21 protein-coding genes and 1 pseudogene are annotated in these 21,008 nt (G+C 35.3%); 11 read left to right on the top strand and 11 right to left on the bottom strand.

All coding sequences use genetic code 11. The features are described from left to right. Window positions 1-121: 121 nt before the first annotated feature. On the bottom strand, window positions 122-739 hold the full coding sequence (locus BN986_RS06605; protein ID WP_040978861.1) for a LysE/ArgO family amino acid transporter: 618 nt from the start codon (window positions 737-739) through the stop codon (window positions 122-124). 298 nt (window positions 740-1,037) lie between these two features. Here BN986_RS06605 and BN986_RS06600 point away from each other — a divergent pair, with 298 nt between their 5' ends. Further along, window positions 1,038-2,447 (top strand): aminotransferase-like domain-containing protein, encoded by a 1,410-nt coding sequence (locus tag BN986_RS06600; RefSeq protein WP_040978860.1) that lies wholly within the window; start codon window positions 1,038-1,040, stop codon window positions 2,445-2,447. 179 nt (window positions 2,448-2,626) lie between these two features. Here BN986_RS06600 and BN986_RS06595 read toward each other — a convergent pair whose 3' ends face one another. Then, on the bottom strand, window positions 2,627-3,100 hold the full coding sequence (locus BN986_RS06595) for a hypothetical protein (protein ID WP_040978858.1): 474 nt from the start codon (window positions 3,098-3,100) through the stop codon (window positions 2,627-2,629). Between the two features lie 414 nt (window positions 3,101-3,514). Here BN986_RS06595 and BN986_RS06590 point away from each other — a divergent pair, with 414 nt between their 5' ends. Together BN986_RS06590 and BN986_RS06585 are read left to right on the top strand one after the other, a co-directional pair. After that, window positions 3,515-3,757: a helix-turn-helix transcriptional regulator gene (locus tag BN986_RS06590; RefSeq protein ID WP_040978857.1), complete on the top strand. Its 243-nt coding sequence runs from the start codon at window positions 3,515-3,517 to the stop codon at window positions 3,755-3,757. After that, complete coding sequence (locus tag BN986_RS06585) at window positions 3,738-4,088, top strand: hypothetical protein (protein ID WP_040979244.1); 351 nt, start codon at window positions 3,738-3,740, stop codon at window positions 4,086-4,088. Before BN986_RS06590 ends, BN986_RS06585 begins: the two co-directional genes overlap by 20 nt. Before the next feature lie 327 nt (window positions 4,089-4,415). Here BN986_RS06585 and BN986_RS06580 read toward each other — a convergent pair whose 3' ends face one another. The 5 genes and pseudogenes from BN986_RS06580 to BN986_RS06560 form a co-directional block, all read right to left on the bottom strand. Beyond that, the gene (locus BN986_RS06580) at window positions 4,416-5,708 is read right to left on the bottom strand and encodes an acyl-CoA thioesterase/bile acid-CoA:amino acid N-acyltransferase family protein (RefSeq protein WP_052400667.1); all 1,293 of its coding nucleotides are present in this window, start codon (window positions 5,706-5,708) and stop codon (window positions 4,416-4,418) included. 119 nt (window positions 5,709-5,827) lie between these two features. Further along, on the bottom strand, window positions 5,828-6,724 hold the full coding sequence (locus BN986_RS06575) for a DUF2268 domain-containing putative Zn-dependent protease (RefSeq protein WP_040978856.1): 897 nt from the start codon (window positions 6,722-6,724) through the stop codon (window positions 5,828-5,830). 385 nt (window positions 6,725-7,109) lie between these two features. Continuing rightward, window positions 7,110-7,556, bottom strand: a pseudogene (locus BN986_RS06570) (MerR family transcriptional regulator); the annotation flags it as partial. Window positions 7,557-8,271: 715 nt separating this feature from the next. Further along, window positions 8,272-9,696: a sensor histidine kinase gene (locus BN986_RS06565; protein WP_040978855.1), complete on the bottom strand. Its 1,425-nt coding sequence runs from the start codon at window positions 9,694-9,696 to the stop codon at window positions 8,272-8,274. Continuing rightward, window positions 9,693-10,385 (bottom strand): response regulator transcription factor, encoded by a 693-nt coding sequence (locus tag BN986_RS06560; protein ID WP_040979242.1) that lies wholly within the window; start codon window positions 10,383-10,385, stop codon window positions 9,693-9,695. The genes BN986_RS06565 and BN986_RS06560 overlap by 4 nt, the downstream gene beginning before the upstream one ends. A gap of 279 nt (window positions 10,386-10,664) precedes the next feature. Between BN986_RS06560 and BN986_RS06555 the strand changes: the two genes are divergently transcribed. The 4 genes from BN986_RS06555 (at window position 10,665) to BN986_RS06540 (ending at window position 14,666) form a co-directional block, all read left to right on the top strand. Continuing rightward, window positions 10,665-11,576, top strand: a complete 912-nt coding sequence (locus BN986_RS06555) for an ABC transporter ATP-binding protein (protein ID WP_040978854.1) — start codon at window positions 10,665-10,667, stop codon at window positions 11,574-11,576. After that, window positions 11,573-12,331, top strand: a complete 759-nt coding sequence (locus BN986_RS06550) for an ABC transporter permease (protein ID WP_040978853.1) — start codon at window positions 11,573-11,575, stop codon at window positions 12,329-12,331. The genes BN986_RS06555 and BN986_RS06550 overlap by 4 nt, the downstream gene beginning before the upstream one ends. A gap of 9 nt (window positions 12,332-12,340) precedes the next feature. Then, window positions 12,341-13,078, top strand: coding sequence for an ABC transporter permease (locus BN986_RS06545; RefSeq protein WP_244444952.1), 738 nt, complete (start codon window positions 12,341-12,343; stop codon window positions 13,076-13,078). A 508-nt stretch (window positions 13,079-13,586) separates the two neighbouring features. Next, a complete protein-coding gene (locus BN986_RS06540) occupies window positions 13,587-14,666 on the top strand; it encodes a hypothetical protein (protein ID WP_040978851.1) in 1,080 nt (359 codons plus the stop codon). Between the two features lie 265 nt (window positions 14,667-14,931). Here BN986_RS06540 and BN986_RS28065 read toward each other — a convergent pair whose 3' ends face one another. From BN986_RS28065 to BN986_RS06520, 4 genes are all read right to left on the bottom strand, one after another. Beyond that, window positions 14,932-15,249 (bottom strand): DUF3784 domain-containing protein, encoded by a 318-nt coding sequence (locus tag BN986_RS28065; protein ID WP_040978850.1) that lies wholly within the window; start codon window positions 15,247-15,249, stop codon window positions 14,932-14,934. Between the two features lie 276 nt (window positions 15,250-15,525). After that, complete coding sequence (locus BN986_RS06530; protein ID WP_040978849.1) at window positions 15,526-16,311, bottom strand: hypothetical protein; 786 nt, start codon at window positions 16,309-16,311, stop codon at window positions 15,526-15,528. Window positions 16,312-16,606: 295 nt separating this feature from the next. Then, entirely contained in the window at window positions 16,607-17,758 is a 1,152-nt protein-coding gene (locus BN986_RS25690; RefSeq protein ID WP_052400665.1) for an N-acetylmuramoyl-L-alanine amidase, read from the bottom strand. Window positions 17,759-17,786: 28 nt separating this feature from the next. Further along, entirely contained in the window at window positions 17,787-18,350 is a 564-nt protein-coding gene (locus BN986_RS06520; RefSeq protein WP_040978848.1) for an RNA polymerase sigma factor, read from the bottom strand. A 360-nt stretch (window positions 18,351-18,710) separates the two neighbouring features. Between BN986_RS06520 and BN986_RS06515 the strand changes: the two genes are divergently transcribed. From BN986_RS06515 to erm, 4 genes are all read left to right on the top strand, one after another. Beyond that, window positions 18,711-18,941: a DUF1659 domain-containing protein gene (locus BN986_RS06515; protein WP_040978847.1), complete on the top strand. Its 231-nt coding sequence runs from the start codon at window positions 18,711-18,713 to the stop codon at window positions 18,939-18,941. A gap of 35 nt (window positions 18,942-18,976) precedes the next feature. Then, window positions 18,977-19,189, top strand: coding sequence for a DUF2922 domain-containing protein (locus BN986_RS06510; RefSeq protein WP_040978846.1), 213 nt, complete (start codon window positions 18,977-18,979; stop codon window positions 19,187-19,189). Window positions 19,190-19,310: 121 nt separating this feature from the next. Further along, on the top strand, window positions 19,311-19,451 hold the full coding sequence (locus tag BN986_RS26095) for a YvrJ family protein (RefSeq protein WP_074435620.1): 141 nt from the start codon (window positions 19,311-19,313) through the stop codon (window positions 19,449-19,451). Between the two features lie 454 nt (window positions 19,452-19,905). Beyond that, a complete protein-coding gene (gene erm / locus BN986_RS06505) occupies window positions 19,906-20,763 on the top strand; it encodes a 23S ribosomal RNA methyltransferase Erm (protein WP_040978845.1) in 858 nt (285 codons plus the stop codon). The last annotated feature ends 245 nt before the right edge of the window (window positions 20,764-21,008 follow it).

The raw sequence follows: 21,008 nt of genomic DNA, 5'->3' as shown, positions 1-21,008 counted from the left end.
AGTTTTTCAATATTGTTTCACCTTAAAATATAGATAAATCTTGTTTTCCACTCTCATATTCAACAAAGAAAAATATATAAAAACTTTCTGGCAGCTGATTTCATTCATATTATCTTCCTCATTAAAAAACCAACGTAATAATATTCTTTATAATTACCAGACTTACTATCATAACAATAACACTGGAAACCTTGTTTAATATGATAATATATTTCCCTGTTCTATCGATGGTTCCGATGGCTTTCCCAATTATCGCAAGGAAAATAAACCATAACCAAGACACAATAATCGTAGAAATGCTAAATAAGAATTTGTCTGTTCCAGAATAAACGGCAGCACTAGTACCAATCACTCCTATTGTATCCATAATGGCATGTGGATTAAACAAGGAAACGGATAACGCAAATCCAATTTGTTTCTTTGCGCTCATCGATTCATACTTTTTTAAACTTGCGGGTTTTTCATTCCACAAAGACCAAGCCATATAGACTAAGAAAATAAGGCCAATCGTATAGATGAAAATTTGCAGCACAGGCAGCGACATTAATATCAACGAAACACCCAGGATTGCTAAAACAATTAAAAATGTATCACATAGACCAGCGGTTATAACTACTGGAAGCGCGCCAATTAATTTTTTATGATTTGCCCCCTGATTAAATATAAATACATTTTGAGCACCTAAAGGTAATATTAGCCCTAGTGCAAGTATAAAACCATGAACAATAGGTTGTATCATTATTCGCCCTCTTTCATTTTATGATTTAATGTACATTGAAGTACCCCTGAATATATTTCGCCATCCATCGAAATAATTTCTCAAATTACCAACCAAGAAAGACATTATGCAATACAATTATCATAAGGACTCCTTTGGTATAAATTTTTCCATTCTTTCTTTATAGCCTTTAAGTATATAGCTTCTTTGAATTCCTCCTCCATAAAAATCCCACCTTCCATATGTATGTTATACTAGGTTTCAAATAAAAGAACCTGCCAGATTTAAAATAAAAAACCAACCAGAAGGGAATAATCAGATGAGCGGATTCAAATACAAAAAAATCGTTGATGATATTATTCATAAGATAGCTGAAGGCGAACTAAAACCCGGAGAAAAATTAGCATCCCAAAGAGAAATTGCACAATATTATCATGTCAACAGATCAACGGTTGTTCAATCTCTGGATATTCTCAAAAGCTATGGCGTTTTAGACACTGTAGAGAAAAAGGGTGTATTTGTATCTCAAAATAAATGGAATACATACATAACAAGTAATATTCGTTGGCAAGATTATATCGGAAAAAGTTTGTCTAAAAACAATCAGTACTATATTCAAAAGATTAATGAATTGGAGTTTGATGACAACATCACACGATTGGGGACCGGGGAATTAGCGCCTGATTTAATACCCAACCATTTATTCAAAGAAATTTTAAGGCAGGATGAAAATGAAAAATTAACGACAAACTATGAAGAGCCAAAAGGAAAGTTAGAACTACGATTAGAAATTGTTAACTATATGAAAAAAAGAGGAGTAGCATGTGATATAAACAATATTTGTGTCACTTCTGGCGCTTTGCAAGGTTTAAAATTGATTGCCGACGGATTACTTGTACCACAATCAAAAATTATTATTGAAACACCATCCTATATCCATTCCGTCCGAACATGGCATAACATTAGAGCCAGAATGACACCTTTAACCATTGACTACATCAGAAGCAACATAAATCATTTATTTAAAGCGGGAAGTGACTATAAAAACAGTATCTTTTACTCTATTCCATCGTTACATAACCCGACGCAGAACACCTATACCAAAATGGAAAAACAGAAAATCATAAATCAATGTCAAAAGAATGGCATCCCTATCGTAGAAGATGATATTTATGCTGATTTATGGTTTGGTCCCGAACAGCCTATGCCGATGAAAGCATTAAAAAACAGCGATAACGTCTTGTATTTAGGCAGTCTGTCTAAAACCGTAAGTCCAGGCTTGAGAATTGGCTGGATTGTAGCAGATAAAAATGTTATCCGGCACCTGGCGGACTTAAAAATGCAAAATGATTATGGGGCGAGTTCCATATCGCAGTATATTGCTGCAAAGTGGCTGCGCGACTATCATGATGCCCATATCAAAGAATTAAAAAAGAAGTTAATGTATAAAAGGGATCTATTTCTAAAGGCTTTAACAACCTATTTATCGGATTACGGAGAATGGGATAAACCGGACGGCTCTTTTTATATTTGGTTTAAACTGCGTGTTTCGCTGGATGTAAAAACACTTTTTAATGAAGCGATCAAAGAAAATATTTTGATCCAGCCTGGTGAAATTTATGATAGCAGCGCAACCGATTATATTCGGTTTTCTTATTCTTATATTCATGAAAATCAGATTGAGGAAAGTGTTAGGAGATTAAAAGGAGTTATGGAAAGAATTAGATAAACATTGGGGATCATAGCAAGCAATACAAAGAGCCACATTACGAATTCATTCTCAAAAGAATAAGTAATGTGGTTTCCTTTTAAAGCATTATTATTCACCTATATAAGAATAATGGATGTATTTTAGACTTACATTTTGATTGTCAATATGTATTTATTAATCCATGCTCCTAATGTTTTTTAAATATCCGTATTTAAACGACAATATAAATATTCGTTTAAATCTGGGTGTCCAGACGAATTGTTTAGCACCTTGCTCACCCACGCATCTCTTTCAAAACTAAGCACCTTTAAGTCCCAACAACAAGCTATAAGTCCTGTAGGAGTAACATATTCAAAATCGGCTGGATTGTCATGGGAAGCAACATACACATGATGTATTAATTCATTTTCATTTGTCCACCAATCAACAAAAATAAAACTTGCTCCCTCTCCTTCATGAACGCCGACAAAACCAACTCCATAGCGTTCTTCAGTTATAGCAGGAATCGGTAATATCCCCATCGCTATTTCCTTCGCTTTTTTTACAAGTTCTTCTCTTGGATAATCTCCTGCAGACGAAATTCCATATAATTTCATTTTCCAATCTTCGTATTCCCATAAATCCAAGAATCTTATTGGTCTAGGCTTGTATGTGCCATTCAAATTAATCAATTCAGTTACCTCCTTTTTCAAACCAAAAACTGCATCGTAAATTTTTATTTTCATCAATTGCTCAATAAATATTATTATTTGGTAGCTATTTGATCGGGATATTTATCTCATTTCCATATTCATTAAAAAAATATTTCAGAAGTAAAATTTATTCTAAATAATAGCTGTTTAAATAACAGAAATATTTTGAATTAATTTATTAATCATACTTTAACTTATAAATTTACTTTAATTCCACATTTTAGTTCCATTATCACCTATTTATTAATTTGTTTCAGTTGCATAAATCATTCATTCTAGCTTCCATTTAGCTAAAGTAATATAATATAAAATATAAGTTTTTATTTCTTTTGTATAAGTTTACTTTACTTTTATCAAAAAATAATTTACAATCTTTTTTAAGAGGTGATGGTTATGAAAAAAAAGTCTGGTGATTCAATCTCTAATAAGGTTTATGAATATCGCGTACTTGCCAGAATGTCTCAGAAAGAATTAGCAGAGAAAGTCGGGGTTTCCAAACAAACCATCTTCGTCATGGAAAAAGGAAATTATGTTCCTACTCTGTTATTAGCTTTTCGAATTGCGGATTTTTTTAATGTTGATGTGAACGAAATTTTTACTTATGAGAAAGGAAATGATTCAAATGAATACAACTGATGAAATATCAAATACAATCTTTGACCCTTTAAATACGTGGGCACAAGCAGCACCAGGTAACTGGAATATACTTCTGGGCAGCGGTTTTGTATTGCTTTTTATTGGATTGGTTCTGATGTTCGGGTTTCTAAGAAAAATAGGTAAAGCTGATGAAAGAACAAATCAAATTCATTTAATAAGCGCCTACATAATATTATGGGTAGTAATTTTATCCGACATCATTTTTCCAAAGGAATATATGTGGCAAATTTTCTTTTTATTTAAATATGGTCTTGCGTTTATCGCCTCGGGAATCTATCTGGCCATTCGATATAAAAAGGATTTTTCTTAACTGTAGGAAGCGTTTATTGATTCACGGGAGTAGATGCAATAATCGAATTTATAAAACAAAACTTCACTCAGTGGGAGTTTTCAACGCACAGCTCTTTACGATGGGACGATTGTAATCACAAAAGCTCTTCGGTGGGGCGAGTAATCGCAGCCCCAGTCCCAGTCCCAACCCCAGAACGTCGACTGCTGTTTTTCCCTCACTGAGTTTAGCCTAAGTGATTCAGTGAATAGCGTCCATTATCTCCCGTCTAAATAAATTTATTTTACGTTTTATTTTGAGACGGGAGTTTTACGGACGGCTCTCCGTAATAAAAAAAGACGATAATAATTAATCATTATAATTCTCTGTATTCCCGCTTAAATATTTTCCAAAAAACGCTTTGACGCTTTCCCAAGCCTTAGCATGAGCTACAGCATTAGCATGAGGATTTCCCCCAAGCAACATTGTGAAGTCCGAAGCAAAAGCAATCTTATCTGAATCAGTTGTTGGCATTTCGGGAGCAACAAAATAATGTCCTGCACCGGGATAGGTTACATGTTCATAATAATAAGGATGATTTTTTTGTCCTAAACGCTCTATCACTCTATCAGACATTATATCTGATGGCCACAATTGATCATCACCACCTGAAATCAAGAGGATAGGACCATTTATGTTTTCTACTGCAATTTCGGCATTCGTTTGTCCTTCCCCTAAATGGAAATACCAATCCCGAAAAATGATAGGCTCTCCTGTTTGTATACTTTTCCCTAAAGACGCTCCAACCTTTTCAGGTATTTTCCCTTTTGCATAGGGCAACTCCTCCCCTTTATATTTCCAAGAGGAGGAACTACCATTATTTTGACTAATTCCAGGATAAACAACCGAACTTGGTGCATAACCTGCTACTGCCTTAATTTCTGGAAACATGGAAACTGATAATAGAGCTAGTTCCCCACCCTTTGATGTTCCAATCATACCAATTTTCTTAGAATCTACATTTGGTTGATTGCTCAACCAATTTATTGCTTTTTCAATATAATCAACTGAAATATTAACCAACTCATCTGGCAGATTTTCTATACCAAAGTAAGCTAAAGCAAGAGTATTAAACCCATATGAAGATAAAAGTGCTGCATTTTCCTCATGTAAACCACCTTCTGATCCACCAAGCACAATGATGGTTGGGAATTTATCCTCTCCGGGTTGGGAAAACAACGTTGCGACTAGCCCTTGTTCACGTACCGGTATTCTTTTAACTTCGGGCAAAACGAAATGCCGCTTCAAAGATAACACATCCAACAATGCTTCTTGTCTTTTCAATATTAAATTTACTTCCAAAGGGGTTAAAGGTATTTGCTTTTTTGATGGTACGTTTGATTTGGGGAACATAGACCAAAAAAGACCATTCACATCAGCCTCAGAATAAGTTCCTGAAATAGGTTGAGCAGTCATTAAATCAACTCTTCCTTCCGTATCCGCTTCAAATACAGCGCAGGATTCCCAATCTACCCCAAAGTTATCCCGCATTTCAGCTTTAAGCGTTACAACATCATATGGAGAAAGTCCGCTCATACTGATTTCCACCTGCGAATCTATTAAATTACTGTTGGATGAAAAATGAATTTTAGGCAATTCCATTATTTCACTCCTTTCTTGCTGTACAATTTATAGTAAAGCAATGAAAACTATTGGTTAAATAATTATTTTGGACTAATAGTAGATTGTTTCGACTTTTAGCCTGAGGCAGTCATCCATTTTTATTTATCGAACAATCCGCAATGATTTATTATTTCATCTGTTCCCAGCAGAGTGGCTTCAGCAATTCCTATGTTATTTTCTTTCATAAAAGACTGTACAACTTGGAACCCAACGGCGTAACCGGCAAATGGTGATAATCCCACAGGTTGATATCCTTGCTCCACTGCAATTTTATCTCCAAACATATAGCTGCTAACTTCCGCAAAACCTTTAACATCTAATGCATCTTTCATTACTTCGGTAGAGTACGCTAAGTCCTCTTTGTCAAAAGAGGTAACCCAAGGTCCTAAAAGTTCCTCTCCATAAAGCTCTTTAGCAAATGATTCTGCTAATCCTTCTATGACTAAATAGTCCCCAACTGTAACATTGCCTTGATCCCAATCAAAATACGAAAAACGAATATTATGGTTAAATTCATGGGCAATCACTGCTGGAATTTTAGGGGTATTATAGGAATCGGGGTAAATAGACACTTGGATAAATCCCGGAATTCCACCGAATCCACAATAACCCTTTTGCAATTCTAATTTCTTGGGATCTGCTATATACATTCCAAATCTTAATTCGTTCGTATTTATATTTAAATTATTTTCTTCTATAAATTGGGTACAATCATTCAACGTATTACGTGCTGTTTCAAGTGCTTGAATGTCTTTTAAATTCTCCAATGCCTTTTTTCCTGTTTGCGTTTCAGATACATCAAGATAGCCGAGCATATTTGTAGCCATTATGACATCATACCCATTAGGGTCTTTAGCCTTTAATGGAACATTAATCGTATTCCACATCTTTTCAAAAGGCTTCATCATAGAGTATCGAAAGTAATTTTCTCTATTTTCCTCCATAGAGAATAACTGTTCATATTGTTCCATTGTATTTTCTATTATTATTTTCATTGTTATCACCTTTTTATTTCTGATTATCTTCCATATAAATTTGACTTCATCCATAAAATTCATCAAGAGAGTAGTTCTTAAAATTTTCATAAAAGAATTTATATCATTCTTTTATCACGGAGAACCGCCCGTAAAACTCCCGCCTCAAAATAAAGAGCGAAAATAAATTTATTTAGGCGGGAGGTAACGGGCGCTAACTCCCTGAATCACTCAACTAATCATTCAGTGGGAGAAGGGCGAAAACTCCCACTGAATGAAGTTTCGTTTTATGATGGCTTGTACTTTTTGAGATTCAGGGGGAAACTATGACAAAGCGCAAGTTTTTTTAAATCGATTCTCACCTTTTCAATAAACTTTTGCGTTCACCCTCTGACATTCTTTTTCACTCCACATTTACATGATTGACAGAATCATTTCCCCAACGTCTGCGGGCTTCTTGTTCATAGGTTTTATGGCTAAAGCTAAGCCCTTCAAATTTCTCTTCATTTGTCATCCTTATTTTACCCAACATATATTGAATGATTTTATCAATCGTAGTTATCATTTTATCGATATTCCTTTGTTTCTCTATCAACATTTTCCGTTGGAGAAGCAATGCTTCCCTTTGATTAAATGATGGGGTGTAAATAATCTTTTTTATTTCCTTTAGGGATAAACCCAATTCTTTAAAGATCAAAATTTGCTGTAGCGTTTGTATATTTTCTTCTGAGTATAATCGATAACCGGAGCTGGTAGTTTCTTTTGGAGCCAATAACCCAATCTCATCATAATGATGCAGTGTACGAGCACTAACACCCATTAAATCAGTCACTTCTTTTGCTCTCATCACCACTTTTTAACACCTCCTTTATTTGGTACTATGAGGCTTTACGCAGCGTAAAAGTCAATAGAAATATCAAATTATTGAAAGTTATTTATCGCTCAAGCTACTTTTGAACGGGGGCTCTTTAAAATCATCTTATCCCAGTTATAAATTTTAGTTTGATTTTCAAGTAATCAGAAATTATAAACTAGATCAGCCATATTTCTATCTTCCAACAACCATTGTTTACCTGTTGGCAGTTGTTTGTTATTTATTGTTGCTAATCATTTCCGAAAAATTATGGCGTAATTATATATTAAGTATACGAGAGGTGATTAAAACGCAAGTGAGAAATAATAGTCAATATACAATTATTTCTCACTTGTAAAATATTTAAATATTTAAATATTAAAAAACAGCCAAGAACCTTATATACTAAGATTCATGACTGTCAACTTTTACTTGCATTTATATTGGTAAAAGACTTTATAGTTTCAAAATCATCTATATTAATTGTTTTAAACATTAAGTCAAATTTATCAAGTTCTGTTATTAGATACAATTTTTTTATCACTGTTGTCACCGTCAGCTCGTCGTCTTTGATGCATTATCAGGACAAACATACTTAACACATTACATTTTTGAATTCATTCTAATTACTTCTTGTCCATGTCTAAATTAATTTTCCTTCACTAACAGACACCCTTAAACTTCTTTTTAATAGATTGTTCATAAGATAGATAAATCACTCTTCTTCAATTAGAAAAGTAATAATAAACTGGGTTCCTAATTCACGTTTACTATTCACCTTAATTTCTCCGCCATGAGCAATGATAATTTGCCTGGCAATCGCCATTCCTAATCCTGTTCCGGTATTATCAGAGGTAGCGCTCGTTCCCTGATAGTACCGTTCGAATAAATGCTCCATCGTTTCTGGGTCCATACCTACCCCATCATCTTCAATAGAAACACGAACTTGTCTTGGATAAGACTGTTCTTCATGGAGTATAACCTTAATTTTCGTATGGGGTGGGTTATGTTTGATACTATTTGCGATGACGTTTTCAAATGCCCGCTTTACATAGTTCGTATCCATATTAAGAAATATTTGTTCCTTATCCGCTTCAAATGAGAATACCTTATTTTTAGCTTCGGGCATTTTTTCCAAGTGCTCCAAAACATGTTGAAGCGTATTTACAAGATCTTTTTGTTCCAGCTGTATTGGAATCACGTCATTTTTTAATTGGAAGGTTAAATTAAAGTCTTCGATTAGTTGCTCCATATATTCCACACGCTCCTCCATGATTTTGGAAAAATAACGAACTTTATCCTGCTCCCAATCATGATCATCTGAGGAAAGAAGTACTGTATATCCCTTGATAACCGACAAAGGTGTCTTTAGATCATGGGAGACTCCTGTCATCCATTCTTCTCTCGTCTTATCTAATAGCTCCCGTTCTTCTCTATTTCTTTGCAGGGTTGATGTAAGGTCAGAAAGAGCCTGATTCAATTCTTTATACGTATTATATTCAGTTTTATTTCGCCAACGCTGCTTGATATTAAATTTTCGGTTATAAAAAGGTTTTTCATAATTACCTTTAGACAGACTTTCAATCCACGATACGATATAAAGCAATGGGGCACCTAATTGTCTTCCGAAAAATATGGCGATGACTATTCCGATTAGAATGATGAATAGAATCCATAGATTGTTCACCCAGTATTGAAATGGATTATTACTTGTCATCGGTTTTCCTAGGACCCATGTTAGATCCTGATTATCTATCCTGTTATACCATGTGGATAATTGAAAATCGTTTTTGGCAGGATATAAATAATCAGACACTAATTCCCCTGGAGTATAATGGTTTGGTATACTTTCAGGTGTATTAAAAGAATAGACTTCATTCCCCTGCGCGTCCAATATTTGCACCCACATATTGTTGCTTAACAAATCTGCTTCTACCTCTGATTCTATAGAAGGTTTTTGATCTACGAATACCGTATATTCCACAATATCGTTAATGGATAATAGCGGTGATTCTTTTTGATGGTGCTCCAAAAAATAACTGATTAAAACAATACTGAGGATGATCAATATCCCCCAAATAAGCATTAACCAGAAAATACGTGAGACAAAATAATATGCAACTCTATTTTTTAATTTCACAGCAATTCCTCATCCGTGCTCGTTTCAAATATATAGCCTAATCCACGAACGGTTTTGATCCATTTAGGTCTGCTTGGATCTTCTTCTATTTTTTCACGTAAACGACGTACATGTACCATCACTGTACTGTCCCCGCCATAAAATTCTCCCCATACCTCTTTATAAATTTGATGCTTACTTAAAATTTGATTAGGATGTTCACAAAAATAGAGTAACAGCTTTATTTCCTGAGTAGGACACTCTATTCGCTCCCCATTAACCATAAGTCTCCCTGTATTGGGATCTATATGAAACGTACCATAATCATAAATTGGTTTCCGTGTTTGTCGGGATGGAGTTTGTATGGAGCGTCTTAATTGAGCTTTTACACGGGCTACGACTTCTAATGGATTAAAAGGTTTTGTAATATAGTCATCTCCTCCAAAGCTAAATCCTTGTAACTTATCTAAATCTGTTGTTTTCGCTGTAAGGAATAGTATTGGTACATTTGTCTCTGAACGGATTTTGCCACATAACGTAAAACCGTCTATATCAGGTAACATCACATCCAGCAATATAATATGCGGATTATTTTGGGTTGTCGTAAAAAGCGCTTCTGCCCCAGTCTTAGCAGTGAAGATATTTTGAAAACCTTCTTTTTCAAATACCGTGATTAATAAATCTAAAATATATGGATCATCATCAATCATAAGAATATGATGATCTTCGAGCTTGAAAGTCACATGACATCCCCCTTCCTATCTTCCTTATTATTCTACATTAATCATGAATAAAAAAAACTACTTCAGAAATGAATTTATACGCTGTTCAGATTTCTGAAAAATGGAATTATTCTACATCCCAAGCTGTTCTAAGTATGGAGTGGAAATGGAAGATTATTTGGAATTGGATTGTTTAGCAAATGTTTAGGGAAAGTTTCATCCCTGTTTAACGCATTTCGTTTACGATAGAAATGAGGTGAGGAACAGATGAATGATCAAATCTTAATGACAAATGATCTAACAAAAAAGTACAAAAAACACATGTCTGTAGATGGACTGAATTTACAGATTGAACGTGGACAAATTTATGGATTTCTTGGACCAAATGGCGCTGGTAAAACAACGACGATCCGCATGTTACTAGGTTTAATAAAACCAACAAAAGGCAATATTGAAATTTTTGGGCAAAGCTTAAAGAAAAATCGCCTACAAATTTTACAACGGATTGGATCGTTGGTGGAATCTCCAACATACTATGGAAATTTAACTGGTCGTGAAAACTTAGAAGCAGTTCGCAGGTTACGAGCTCTGCCGGAAAAACGGGTGAACGAAGTATTGGAAATTGTGCGATTAACCAAAGTTGCGAACCGGCTAACAAAAGAATATTCCCTTGGAATGAAGCAACGTTTGGGGATTGCTGCTGCGATGTTGAGTAACCCAGACTTATTAATCCTGGATGAACCAACGAATGGTTTAGATCCGTCTGGTATCCAAGAAATTCGGGAATTAATTAAGGAATTACCTGAGGCTGGAATGAGTGTGCTAGTATCCAGCCATTTGTTAAGCGAAATTGACCAAATGGCTACCCAGGTAGGGATCATTAACCATGGAAAAATGATTTTCCAAGACTCCATTGAACAGTTAAGACAAAAGCGAAAACCTCTATTAAAAGTCGGCGTTAATGATGTCCTAAAAGCAAATACATTATTAAAAGAACGAGGAGTAAAAGCTGATTTACAAAATGATTTCTTATGGTTATCACAAACAGACCCAGCATTTGTTTCAGATATTAACGCTATTTTGGTTCATTCGGGGATAGCTGTCTATCGACTGGAAGAAGTAAAAAGAACGCTTGAAGATATTTTCTTAGAATTAACTGGCACAGAGGGTAGCTTATGATAAAGATATTATGGGCAGAACAATTAAAATTAAAACGTTCGGCGTTAATGTTTATTGTTTTATTGGTACCGTTACTTGTATTGGCATATGAGATGGTGAATTTAACTTACCGCGCTGCGTTTGTTGAAAACCAAGTGGAGATGTTCGGTGCTGATTCCATGTGGATATATTTATTATACGACAATAGTTTGTTATTTGGACTAGGTTTTCCATTGGCCGCCACCCTGACTGCATCAGTAATAGCAAATATTGAACATCAAGCAAATGGATGGAAACAAACCCTTTCTATGCCTATTTCGAGAGGAAAAATCTATTTGAGTAAATTTATTTGGCTAACAATTAGCCTATTCCTTTCCGTTACTGTATTTCTGTTTGGCATGGTTTTTTTGGGAAAGATACTCGGATTTGAAGGGGAAATTCCATGGGACTTAATGATAGGCGACTGTTATGGAATGTTAATTACTGTATTACCAATAATGGCTTTTCAATTTTGGTTATCCATGACCATTAAAAATCAGGCCTTCTCCATCCTTATTGGTTCCATTTCTGCTATTATGGGGCTGTTTTTAGCAGCTGCTCAAACGACAAGATGGTTCCCTTTAGCCTATCCAAGTCAATCATCAACAGTTATATTGCAATATGAGGGATTAGGAGATAATCCAGATTTTTCTGCCTTTCTCGTTATCAGTTTGCTATTAGGGATAAGCCTAGTATTTATCGGGGCCACACATTTTGCTAAACAGAGTGTTCAGTAAGGAGAGATGATGTTGAAAAATATTTTATATGTAGAACGATTAAAGTTAAAACGCTCCAAATTGTGGTTACTTTACGTAATAGGACCCTTATTAGGCGTATTCCTGGCTTATATTAATTTCTTTAAAAACTACGACCTTTTTATGCAGCCTGGAGATAACGAATGGATAGAGGTGTGGACACAAGTAGCATTGTTTATGGGTCCTTTTGTATTGCCCATCCTGGTCGGGATATACACAGCGCTTGTTTGCAGAAGTGAGCATGTCGGTGGAGGTTGGAAACAATTATTAGCAATGCCCATCAATTATTCGGTGATCTTTTTAGGGAAATTTTTAACGGTAGTAAAAATGGTAATTATTTCAATGGTGATCCTATTAGTCTTTTTTATAGGATTTGGATATATAAATGGAATCGAAGGCAGTCTGCCGCTATTTACAATAGTAGAATTTATAGTTAGAGGTATTCTTGCTTGTTTACCATTGATTCTGTTACAGCTAACTATATCTATAAGCTCTAAAACATTTGGCGTACCATTAGCTGTTAGTATTGTTTTTACTCTTCCAGCTATTATTGTCGCCAGCACATCCTTAGGACAGATTTATCCTTGGACACAGCCTATGCTGGCTATGTCTCCTGAAGATGAATCACCTATTCAATCTTATTGGTTGTTTTATTCATTAGTTATTGGAACATTCTTCGCTTTACTCCTATATGGTTTATGGAATTTTTCGAAGCGGGATACGTATTAATTGCATCTGACAGCTTCCATGAAAAGCACATTACCAAAATTCTACTGGTGCTGTTGCACAATGAAGAACTAAACTGTGCAACAGCATCTCTTTTCTATCTCTTATCACGGAGAAAAGAAGCAGACTAAGTTCGCGACGTCCTGGGGTTGGGACTGAGGCTGGGGCTGCGATTACTCACCCCACCGAAAACCATTGCGATTACTCGCTCTAGCGTAAAGAGTTGTGTGTCGAAAACTCCCACTGCGTGTAGTTTCGTTTTATGCAGCAGCTTCAAAAAACCATCCAGGTTTTAGCAAGAATGGAAAAGGGTAATCGTTTTCTAAAGAGAAGAACAGCAAATATTCCCAAGAAAGTATAATAGGTAGGCAAACCTGCTTAAAAATTAACCATTAGAGTAACTACTTCACGATTATATTACACCGCATTTTTTATCCTTCAACTTATCCATGGAAAATATTGAATCAAATCATTTCTCTCAAATTCAAACAAAATTTGAAAGGAGAATTACATGCATTTCAAACAAAAGGTAGGATTCCTTTTAGTGATTGGAACTTTATTATTAGTCAGTCCTCTTGGAGCTATGAAAGTGGTGGCAATAGCTGATTTCGATGGGAGTGTTGATAATGAAGAAGTAGAGGAAAATTTGGAACTGCCGGATATTCATGAAAACACCATTATTTACAATGGTACGATTAATCCCAAATTTATGTTGGGAGTAGAAGTGCCTGGGCTAGAAAATGTAGTCCATCCTTATGTGAATGAAGATGGGCAATTTTCTATGGAAATACTAATGGCAGATTTGGAAGCTGGAGATGAAATCCTTTTCCGTTTTGGGGAGGATGGTAAAGAACCTCAAGAACGAACCATTGAAGTACAACCGGCAGAAGAAGGAAAAGAAGTGATAGAGAGCCGTGCTGATACGAGTTCGGTTGAAGAAGTTATTGAAGAAGGAACATCCGTAGACTGGCCAGATAGTAATGACAGTATACGATTTGATTTAAGCACCATTGGCGATGTAGACGGTCAGATTTATTACGCACGTGAAGGAAAAACGATTAATGAGAATACCCAAATGGAACATATGGATTCAACAAGTTACACTGCTTTACTTGCTCCTTCAGAAGAGGTCTATGAAGAACAAATGGATGCTGATGCGTTTGATTATCCGCAGCCAGGTGAAAAAGTCAATATATACATCACAGCTTTAGGCGTAACTGCTGTAATTGAAACGGAAGTTCCAGAGGATTTAAACGTTTGGAATGAAGATGATGACCAAGAAAATGGTACAGAATCTGATGAAGATCAAAATGAATCAGATAATGACGATTCCTCTGAGGATACAGAAAATAATGGAGCGGCTGAGAATAATGATTCTAATGACAGCGGAACAGATGAAGAAACGGAAAATACAGACTACAATGATAACGCAGACGAAACAACAGATGGGGAAGAAACGGAAAGTGCTGTAAGTGATTCCAATACAAATGGAGGATTTATGTCCCCTATTGGTTGGACAGTTATTGGGATCGTGATACTGGCACTTGTCATTGGCGGTATTATTTGGGGTAAAAAACGCCGTAATGTTTAAAGCGGAAAATGGTAAACTGCTACAATAAAAAGGCTGCTGCACAACAAGGTAACGATTTGTGCAGCAGTTAGTCCTATGAAAAGAAAGCAATAATTCTTGTGTACTCACCTTCCACTCAAACAAACGCCGAAAAGAATCACTTAAACAGCTTGAAATCTATATTTCAAAGGACTGAGCCGTTTAGTCATTTTTGAATCTATTATGGTTTTCTAAATGATAGACAATACATGATATAATACAATTTTATATTTAAATGTTGAGTTACTCACTTTTGGAAACTTTTATAATTAAATATTTTTATAAGTACGATCGGTGTTAGTATAATGATAAACCCCAAACCTATAAATAATAATATTTTATTGTCATAATAAAACTCGTAAATCGCAATTAATAACAGACCCACACTAATCCAGAATGTCATCTTCCCCAGATACTTCCGTAAATAATTCATATTTATCTTTTTTCTTTCTTCTTTAGGCATCATATTTATTCCCGCTATCAAGAAATCACCTTTTCCTAGATAAACTAGGATTGAACTTACGAACAAAAATACAAGGACTATAATAGTTAAAAATAATTCCATGAATATTAACACCCTTTAAAATTGACTTATAACTTAGTAAAACTGCTGAATGTTGAAAGTACGGTGAAAAGATGGTCGTATTTCTGGAAAGCTTTGAAATACTTCAAAAATCAGGTTTAACCTACAAAATCCCTAAATCTATGAATCATTTTTATCTTGAAATACAAATTCAACGACAGTTAATATAAATGAAAGGATAAACTTTGTTTCCAAAGAAAAGAATGTTCATAAACGCGTCTGCGGTCATAATAATTAGAAATGTAAAGCACGTTTCTATTAGTGATTACGTATATTTAAAGCAGTAATATATAATGCTAATAATACTTCTTGGAATGACTGATTTTGTTTATGATCCATTTTTATTTTATGTTTCTCGCCCCTTCTTCCTGTTTTTTCATCTTTAGATAATAAATTAAAATAGGTTCTTTCTCCAAATAATAAAGTATCTTGATCATCTTTGATGTAAGTAGTCATATCAAAATAATCATTAGTCAGATTATAAACACAATTATTGTAGTGATAATCAAAGTGAATGTAGTTCTTTACTCCCCGCTCTTTTACCAGCCTTTTAGCATTAAACTCTCCATGATAATCCCCATTAACGTAGACTGTATATTCATAACGCAGCCATTTTTTACTTTTTAAAATAATCGTATTTTCGTTAGAGGACAGTTTTAAACCAGGCGGTGCGCTAAACAAACCCAGCATAAAAAAAGTACGATGTAATGTTGAATTAAAATAAAGTTCAAACGCAGCATTGTTTTGGCCAAGCACTTTAATCGGCATTTTCTCCATGAGTGTAACGATTGGCAGCTGATAATAAAATTCACCTGGGTTGATTTCATCTTCTTCTATCGTCTCATTGGCTATGTTAATATATTTATTTTGATTGTATTTTCTAAAAATAAAATAAGCAATTAAAAATAAGACACAACTGATATGTAAAGCCCAGCTCCATATTAAATTCGTTCCTAAATAAGTTTCCTCATAGTTCAGATAATATATGGTTTCGAAAATATTGATGAAACTATACCCTAGTATAATAGTAAGAATAATATGCACAATCGTTCCTCCTTATTACAATAAAGCCACCCCAATAATATTTTCATTTCGAAATAATTAACCACTTTAACCTTTGAAAATACTATTCTATCTTCTTTTCCATTCATTTTATATCATTTCTTTAGATGTTTGTAAAAGCAATTTACAGTAACCTAAATACCCTTATGTTTGATTGATTACTCCTGATTTTCAACCTATCTTGCTATACTTTTTGGAAAAACACCCAAATGAAATAACTTCCTAACAAGGGCTGCCGTAAAATGGGGACTATGTATTTTGCGGCAGCTCCTCTCAATTATTGTAAATCCTGCCTGCGTGCAAAACCAATATATTGGCCATTTTCATCTTTTAAACGAATCTCATTACGCCAGGAATCATTAACGGTGTCCACAATCCCGGAAATACTGGAAAGACGTACATTTTCCGTACTGCTGGATGTGGTATATAAACGGTTGGCAGATACTTTGCTGCCTTCTCTTATCGTATTAGATTTTGAGTTAATGGATGATATTTCACCATTAATCACATCCATCACAGCTTGATAATTACTTCCAAGAGACTTTTTACGGGCTTCTCCATTTCCATGCTTTCCTGCTTTTGTTTCTTTTACTAATTGGGAAATTGACTTTTCGCTGTCAGATGATGAGATACTTGTTGAAGGGTTAATTAACTGATGATAAACTTGCTTACCTGCTAATCCGTCTGTAGTTAAACCATAATACGATTGAAAACGTGTGACCGCATTCTCTGTGTCCTTCCCATAATAGCTATCAATGCCATGATTTTCAGCGCCTTTATTTGGATAAAATGGTGGATTATGATTTGCCAGCTTTGTTTGCAGCTGCTTAACAGGCTCACCATATTCTCCATTTCCTAATGTTTGACCGGTCCAGTTTCCAGTTACCTTCGTCCAATTGCTGCTGTTATTCTTTTTAGCAGGTTTTGATATGGAATGATTACTGGATGCTTTCCCAATCATCTTTTTAAATTGACTCCATGTTACACCATGCATTCCATCCCTTAATTTTCTGGGACAATGTTTTCCGCTCCACCTATTATGCTGATTCACCTGTGATGATGAAATACCTTCGTCCCTCATAATGTCTTTGACTAAGTCAGCCGTATTTTCAATGGCTTTTTTATAGTCACTGTCTGCGTTGACACATATTTCTATCTGTATGGAATGAAGGTTTCCATTTCCTCGTCCATCTCCCGCACCCCACAATTGAAAACGATGGTCAAAAGACTTAATTGCCATCTTGTCATCTACCTGCCAATGCCATGCAGCCTCCCGGGAATTTCCGTTAGTTTGTAAATTGGCATGATTTTGTGCTCCTGCACCATGATTTACATTATCGGTTTCATGGATTGTGATGTACCTTTTCTTATTATTTTTACCATACTTAAAGGACGTATCATGAATTAATTGTTCTTTTATTTGTACCACCGTAATGCCCCCTTATTTGTTATGCTTTTCAGTCTCCATCCCAATCCTTTTTACGAAGCTTCTTTTTTACACCTTTCGCCCAGCTTTTTACTGCTTCCAGGCTTACTTCTTCCCGGTCCGCAATTTCCTGATTGGATAACCCTTCAATAATGGCACCGCGGAACCAGACTTTTTGCTTTTCCGTCAACAATGCTGTAAATTTAAGGAAAACGTTTTCATTTGATTGATCTATCATTTCCTGTGGATCGCCTCCCCCGTCAACTTCCATCGAAGTTTTCTTTCCATTGACCTGGCTGTAGTTTCCGGATTTTATTTCCACATTTCGCTCATGACCGGCCTGCTCCAGATACTTTTTTTCTACCATGGCTTTTCGAAATACATCAACGATACGATTACGAATTTGAAAATTCATGTACGTAGCTAAGGGTCCTTTATCTGGTTTATAGTTTTCATACGCTCTCCACATTGCTACTAACCCCTCTTGAAAATACTCTTCTTTTTCTTCATCAATTTGCAGCCTTGCCATCTGATAGTACACTCTTCGTTGATTCTGTTCGATAAAATCTTCCAATTCCCATTTCTTTTCGCTCATTTATAATTCCTCCTTCTTTTGGACTAATATAAATTTAACAGAATATAAAAGTTTTGTCATATTGCAAAATAGACTTTAGGATCAGAAAAGATATATTTTAGTCAATTTTCCCTATTATTTTTGACCTGCTAACCTGATTTAAGAGACTTTTACTAGGATAATTTTCAATTTTTACATTTTTTTGTAGACAAATATCAACAAATTCTGCAAATATGTACGTAAAAACGTTATATAGCGCTTTTTAGAAGCTTTCACTTTCCTTATTACGTGTTATTTTCCGGATATAAAATAAATTAATTTTAAACATGCCCCTTTTTTGAAACCGGAAACGACTATAGGGGTGAGAGGAGGTGATAAACCATGGCAGTCGCAGAATTAACGGAATCCGTTTTGCAGCTAACGCTAAATGAAGGCATTGATCCAATGACCGGAGAGTTTGTCTTTAAGCAAAAACGATTCAGCAATGTTAAACCTGAAGCTACTGCTGAACAGCTTTTGCAGACAGCACACGCATTTGCATCTGTTCAACAGCATACGCTCTACGCGATCACGCGTCGAGATGCTTCAGACATTTATGAAGAAGAAGCCTAATCGTTGAAACCAGAGAAGAAAGGAGGTGAAAAAGCATGCGAAAACTGGAATTAAAATTTCTGAATGAACAAAACCGTATTGTAACTTATACGTTGGATCATCCTGTCGAACCAGTTGATCCTGAAACCATTCAGGAAGCAATGGACACGATCCTTCAGGAAAGTGCACTTTACTCCACAGGCGGCGAACTGACTGAAATACACAGCGCCCGCATCGTCGAACGTATTGTAGAAGATATAGAATTATAATCCTTCTGTCGAATAAGACATTGACCGTGAGGAAGCTCTCCTCACGGCATTGTCTTTTATACAATTGATTAAAGCTTGTTCTTTTCAAATTTGTTTATTCAATCAAAGGTGGTGAATTCCTATGGAAGCATGGATTTCTCTTTTAGCGGATTTTGGTTTTCCAGTTGCGGTGACATTTTATTTATTACACCGGATTGAAGGAAAACTGAATCAGTTAATTGAGTCCATCTACTCGATTTCCTTTCCTAAGAAGATAGATTAGAAACATTGAAATTATCTATAACTAATGCTACAGTAAATAATGTATATAGTTATAATTAAATGAAGGAGGGTTGTTAAATATTATGGGAGCAATCAAGACTTACCGTGCTTTGAACAGTTAATTTAATACGTTCGAAGGCTCTGTTGTTTTCGCTTACAGAGTAAACGGGATAAGTCTGTCCATTTTATTTAACAATCTATATTAAAATATGTTGTTAGTAAGTGGAAGGGTGATTATGCATCCTTCCCTTTTAATGTTTTTATGAGAAATGATTTCGCTTTTTACAGGAAAGCTTATTTTATGACGTATAGCTTTCTACTGCGTCACCATGTCTTTCTGTCTTACTTCTAAATAATTGATTCCGTTTACCGGAAGCCACAGATGTCTATTTCTGTGGCTTTTTTCGCGTCCAGAGCCGAAAAATCAATTATTTGAAGAAAGGATTGCTTAAATAATGACAAAAAGAAGAAACAAACATAAATATACAAAAACCATTGATGGAAACTTCCCAAACTATAGCGGACAACATTTGCTGCATAACAAACGAATAGCCAAGGACATTGTAAACAATGCTTACATTTTAGAGAGTGATCTTGTATTAGAATTGGGTGCTGGTAAAGGAGCACTTACTAACATTTTAAATAATCAAGCAAGAAAGATTCTCGCTGTTGAATACGACCAAAAGTTTATAAGGAAATTACAACAACTTGAAATGAAAAACACCGTGGTCATCCAACAAGACATCCTAAAGGTATCGTTACCCCGAGAGCCTTTTGTAGTTGTTTCGAATATTCCATATGCTATTACAACACCGATTATGAAAATGCTTCTTAATAAACCTTCAAGTGGTTTTCAAAGAGGAGTTATTGTAATGGAAAAAGGAGCAGCCAAAAGATTCACGTCAAATTTTGTGAAAGATCCATATGTAATTGCTTGGAGAATGTGGTTTGATATAAGATATGTTAAAGAGATCTCAAGAAAGAATTTCTCTCCACCGCCAAGAGTAGATTCTGCAATGATTACAATAGATCGAAAGGCTCAACCGATTGTACCTTATAACGATTATTTAATCTTTTGGGGTTTGGTCGATTACGCACTTAAAAATCCTCAATTGCCTATTGAGTTAGCATTAAAAGGTATATTTACCCCACCTCAACTAAAGCATTTAAAAAGAGGGCTTCGCATAAAGAATGAGGTGACAGTTGCGAATTTGTCTGAACAGCAATGGGGAATTATATTTGAAACAATGAAACAGCATGTTCCAAAATTTAGATGGCAGACGATTAAAAAAAATAAATTAACCTATTTTTGAAGTAGGAGATCCAACAGCCAATAACTGCCCGATTCGTTCCAGCCTACAGGATGTAGGTCATAAAGGTGTTGCGACAACGCTTTTCGATGGGGTGAGTAATCGCAAAAGCTCTTCGGTGGGGCGAGTAATCGCAGTCCCAGCCCCAACCCCACGACATCGCGAACTTAGCCTTTGTTCCTTTATCATTTCAGTGGGGGATGAAAGCCCGCCCCCACTAAAGGAAGTTTCACTTTATATCAATTCGT

The sequence above is a fragment of the Oceanobacillus jeddahensis genome (genome assembly GCF_000750635.1).
In the GTDB taxonomy this organism is placed as follows: Bacteria; Bacillota; Bacilli; order Bacillales; family Amphibacillaceae; genus Oceanobacillus; species Oceanobacillus jeddahense.
Note: the sequence above shows the minus strand (reverse complement) of the source record. Positions and strands in the feature narration are given on the sequence as shown.

Excerpts from the sequence above, each read along its gene's own strand:
- BN986_RS06605 (WP_040978861.1), bottom strand. The coding sequence starts at position 739 with ATGATACAACCTATTGTTCATGGTTTTATACTTGCACTAGGGCTAATA.
- BN986_RS06600 (WP_040978860.1), top strand. The coding sequence starts at position 1,038 with ATGAGCGGATTCAAATACAAAAAAATCGTTGATGATATTATTCATAAG.
- BN986_RS06590 (WP_040978857.1), top strand. The coding sequence starts at position 3,515 with ATGAAAAAAAAGTCTGGTGATTCAATCTCTAATAAGGTTTATGAATAT.
- BN986_RS06580 (WP_052400667.1), bottom strand. The coding sequence starts at position 5,708 with ATGGAATTGCCTAAAATTCATTTTTCATCCAACAGTAATTTAATAGAT.
- BN986_RS06575 (WP_040978856.1), bottom strand. The coding sequence starts at position 6,724 with ATGAAAATAATAATAGAAAATACAATGGAACAATATGAACAGTTATTC.
- BN986_RS06560 (WP_040979242.1), bottom strand. The coding sequence starts at position 10,385 with ATGATTGATGATGATCCATATATTTTAGATTTATTAATCACGGTATTT.
- BN986_RS06555 (WP_040978854.1), top strand. The coding sequence starts at position 10,665 with ATGAATGATCAAATCTTAATGACAAATGATCTAACAAAAAAGTACAAA.
- BN986_RS06550 (WP_040978853.1), top strand. The coding sequence starts at position 11,573 with ATGATAAAGATATTATGGGCAGAACAATTAAAATTAAAACGTTCGGCG.
- BN986_RS06545 (WP_244444952.1), top strand. The coding sequence starts at position 12,341 with ATGTTGAAAAATATTTTATATGTAGAACGATTAAAGTTAAAACGCTCC.
- BN986_RS06540 (WP_040978851.1), top strand. The coding sequence starts at position 13,587 with ATGCATTTCAAACAAAAGGTAGGATTCCTTTTAGTGATTGGAACTTTA.
- BN986_RS28065 (WP_040978850.1), bottom strand. The coding sequence starts at position 15,249 with ATGGAATTATTTTTAACTATTATAGTCCTTGTATTTTTGTTCGTAAGT.
- BN986_RS06520 (WP_040978848.1), bottom strand. The coding sequence starts at position 18,350 with ATGAGCGAAAAGAAATGGGAATTGGAAGATTTTATCGAACAGAATCAA.
- BN986_RS06515 (WP_040978847.1), top strand. The coding sequence starts at position 18,711 with ATGGCAGTCGCAGAATTAACGGAATCCGTTTTGCAGCTAACGCTAAAT.
- BN986_RS06510 (WP_040978846.1), top strand. The coding sequence starts at position 18,977 with ATGCGAAAACTGGAATTAAAATTTCTGAATGAACAAAACCGTATTGTA.
- BN986_RS26095 (WP_074435620.1), top strand. The coding sequence starts at position 19,311 with ATGGAAGCATGGATTTCTCTTTTAGCGGATTTTGGTTTTCCAGTTGCG.
- erm (WP_040978845.1), top strand. The coding sequence starts at position 19,906 with ATGACAAAAAGAAGAAACAAACATAAATATACAAAAACCATTGATGGA.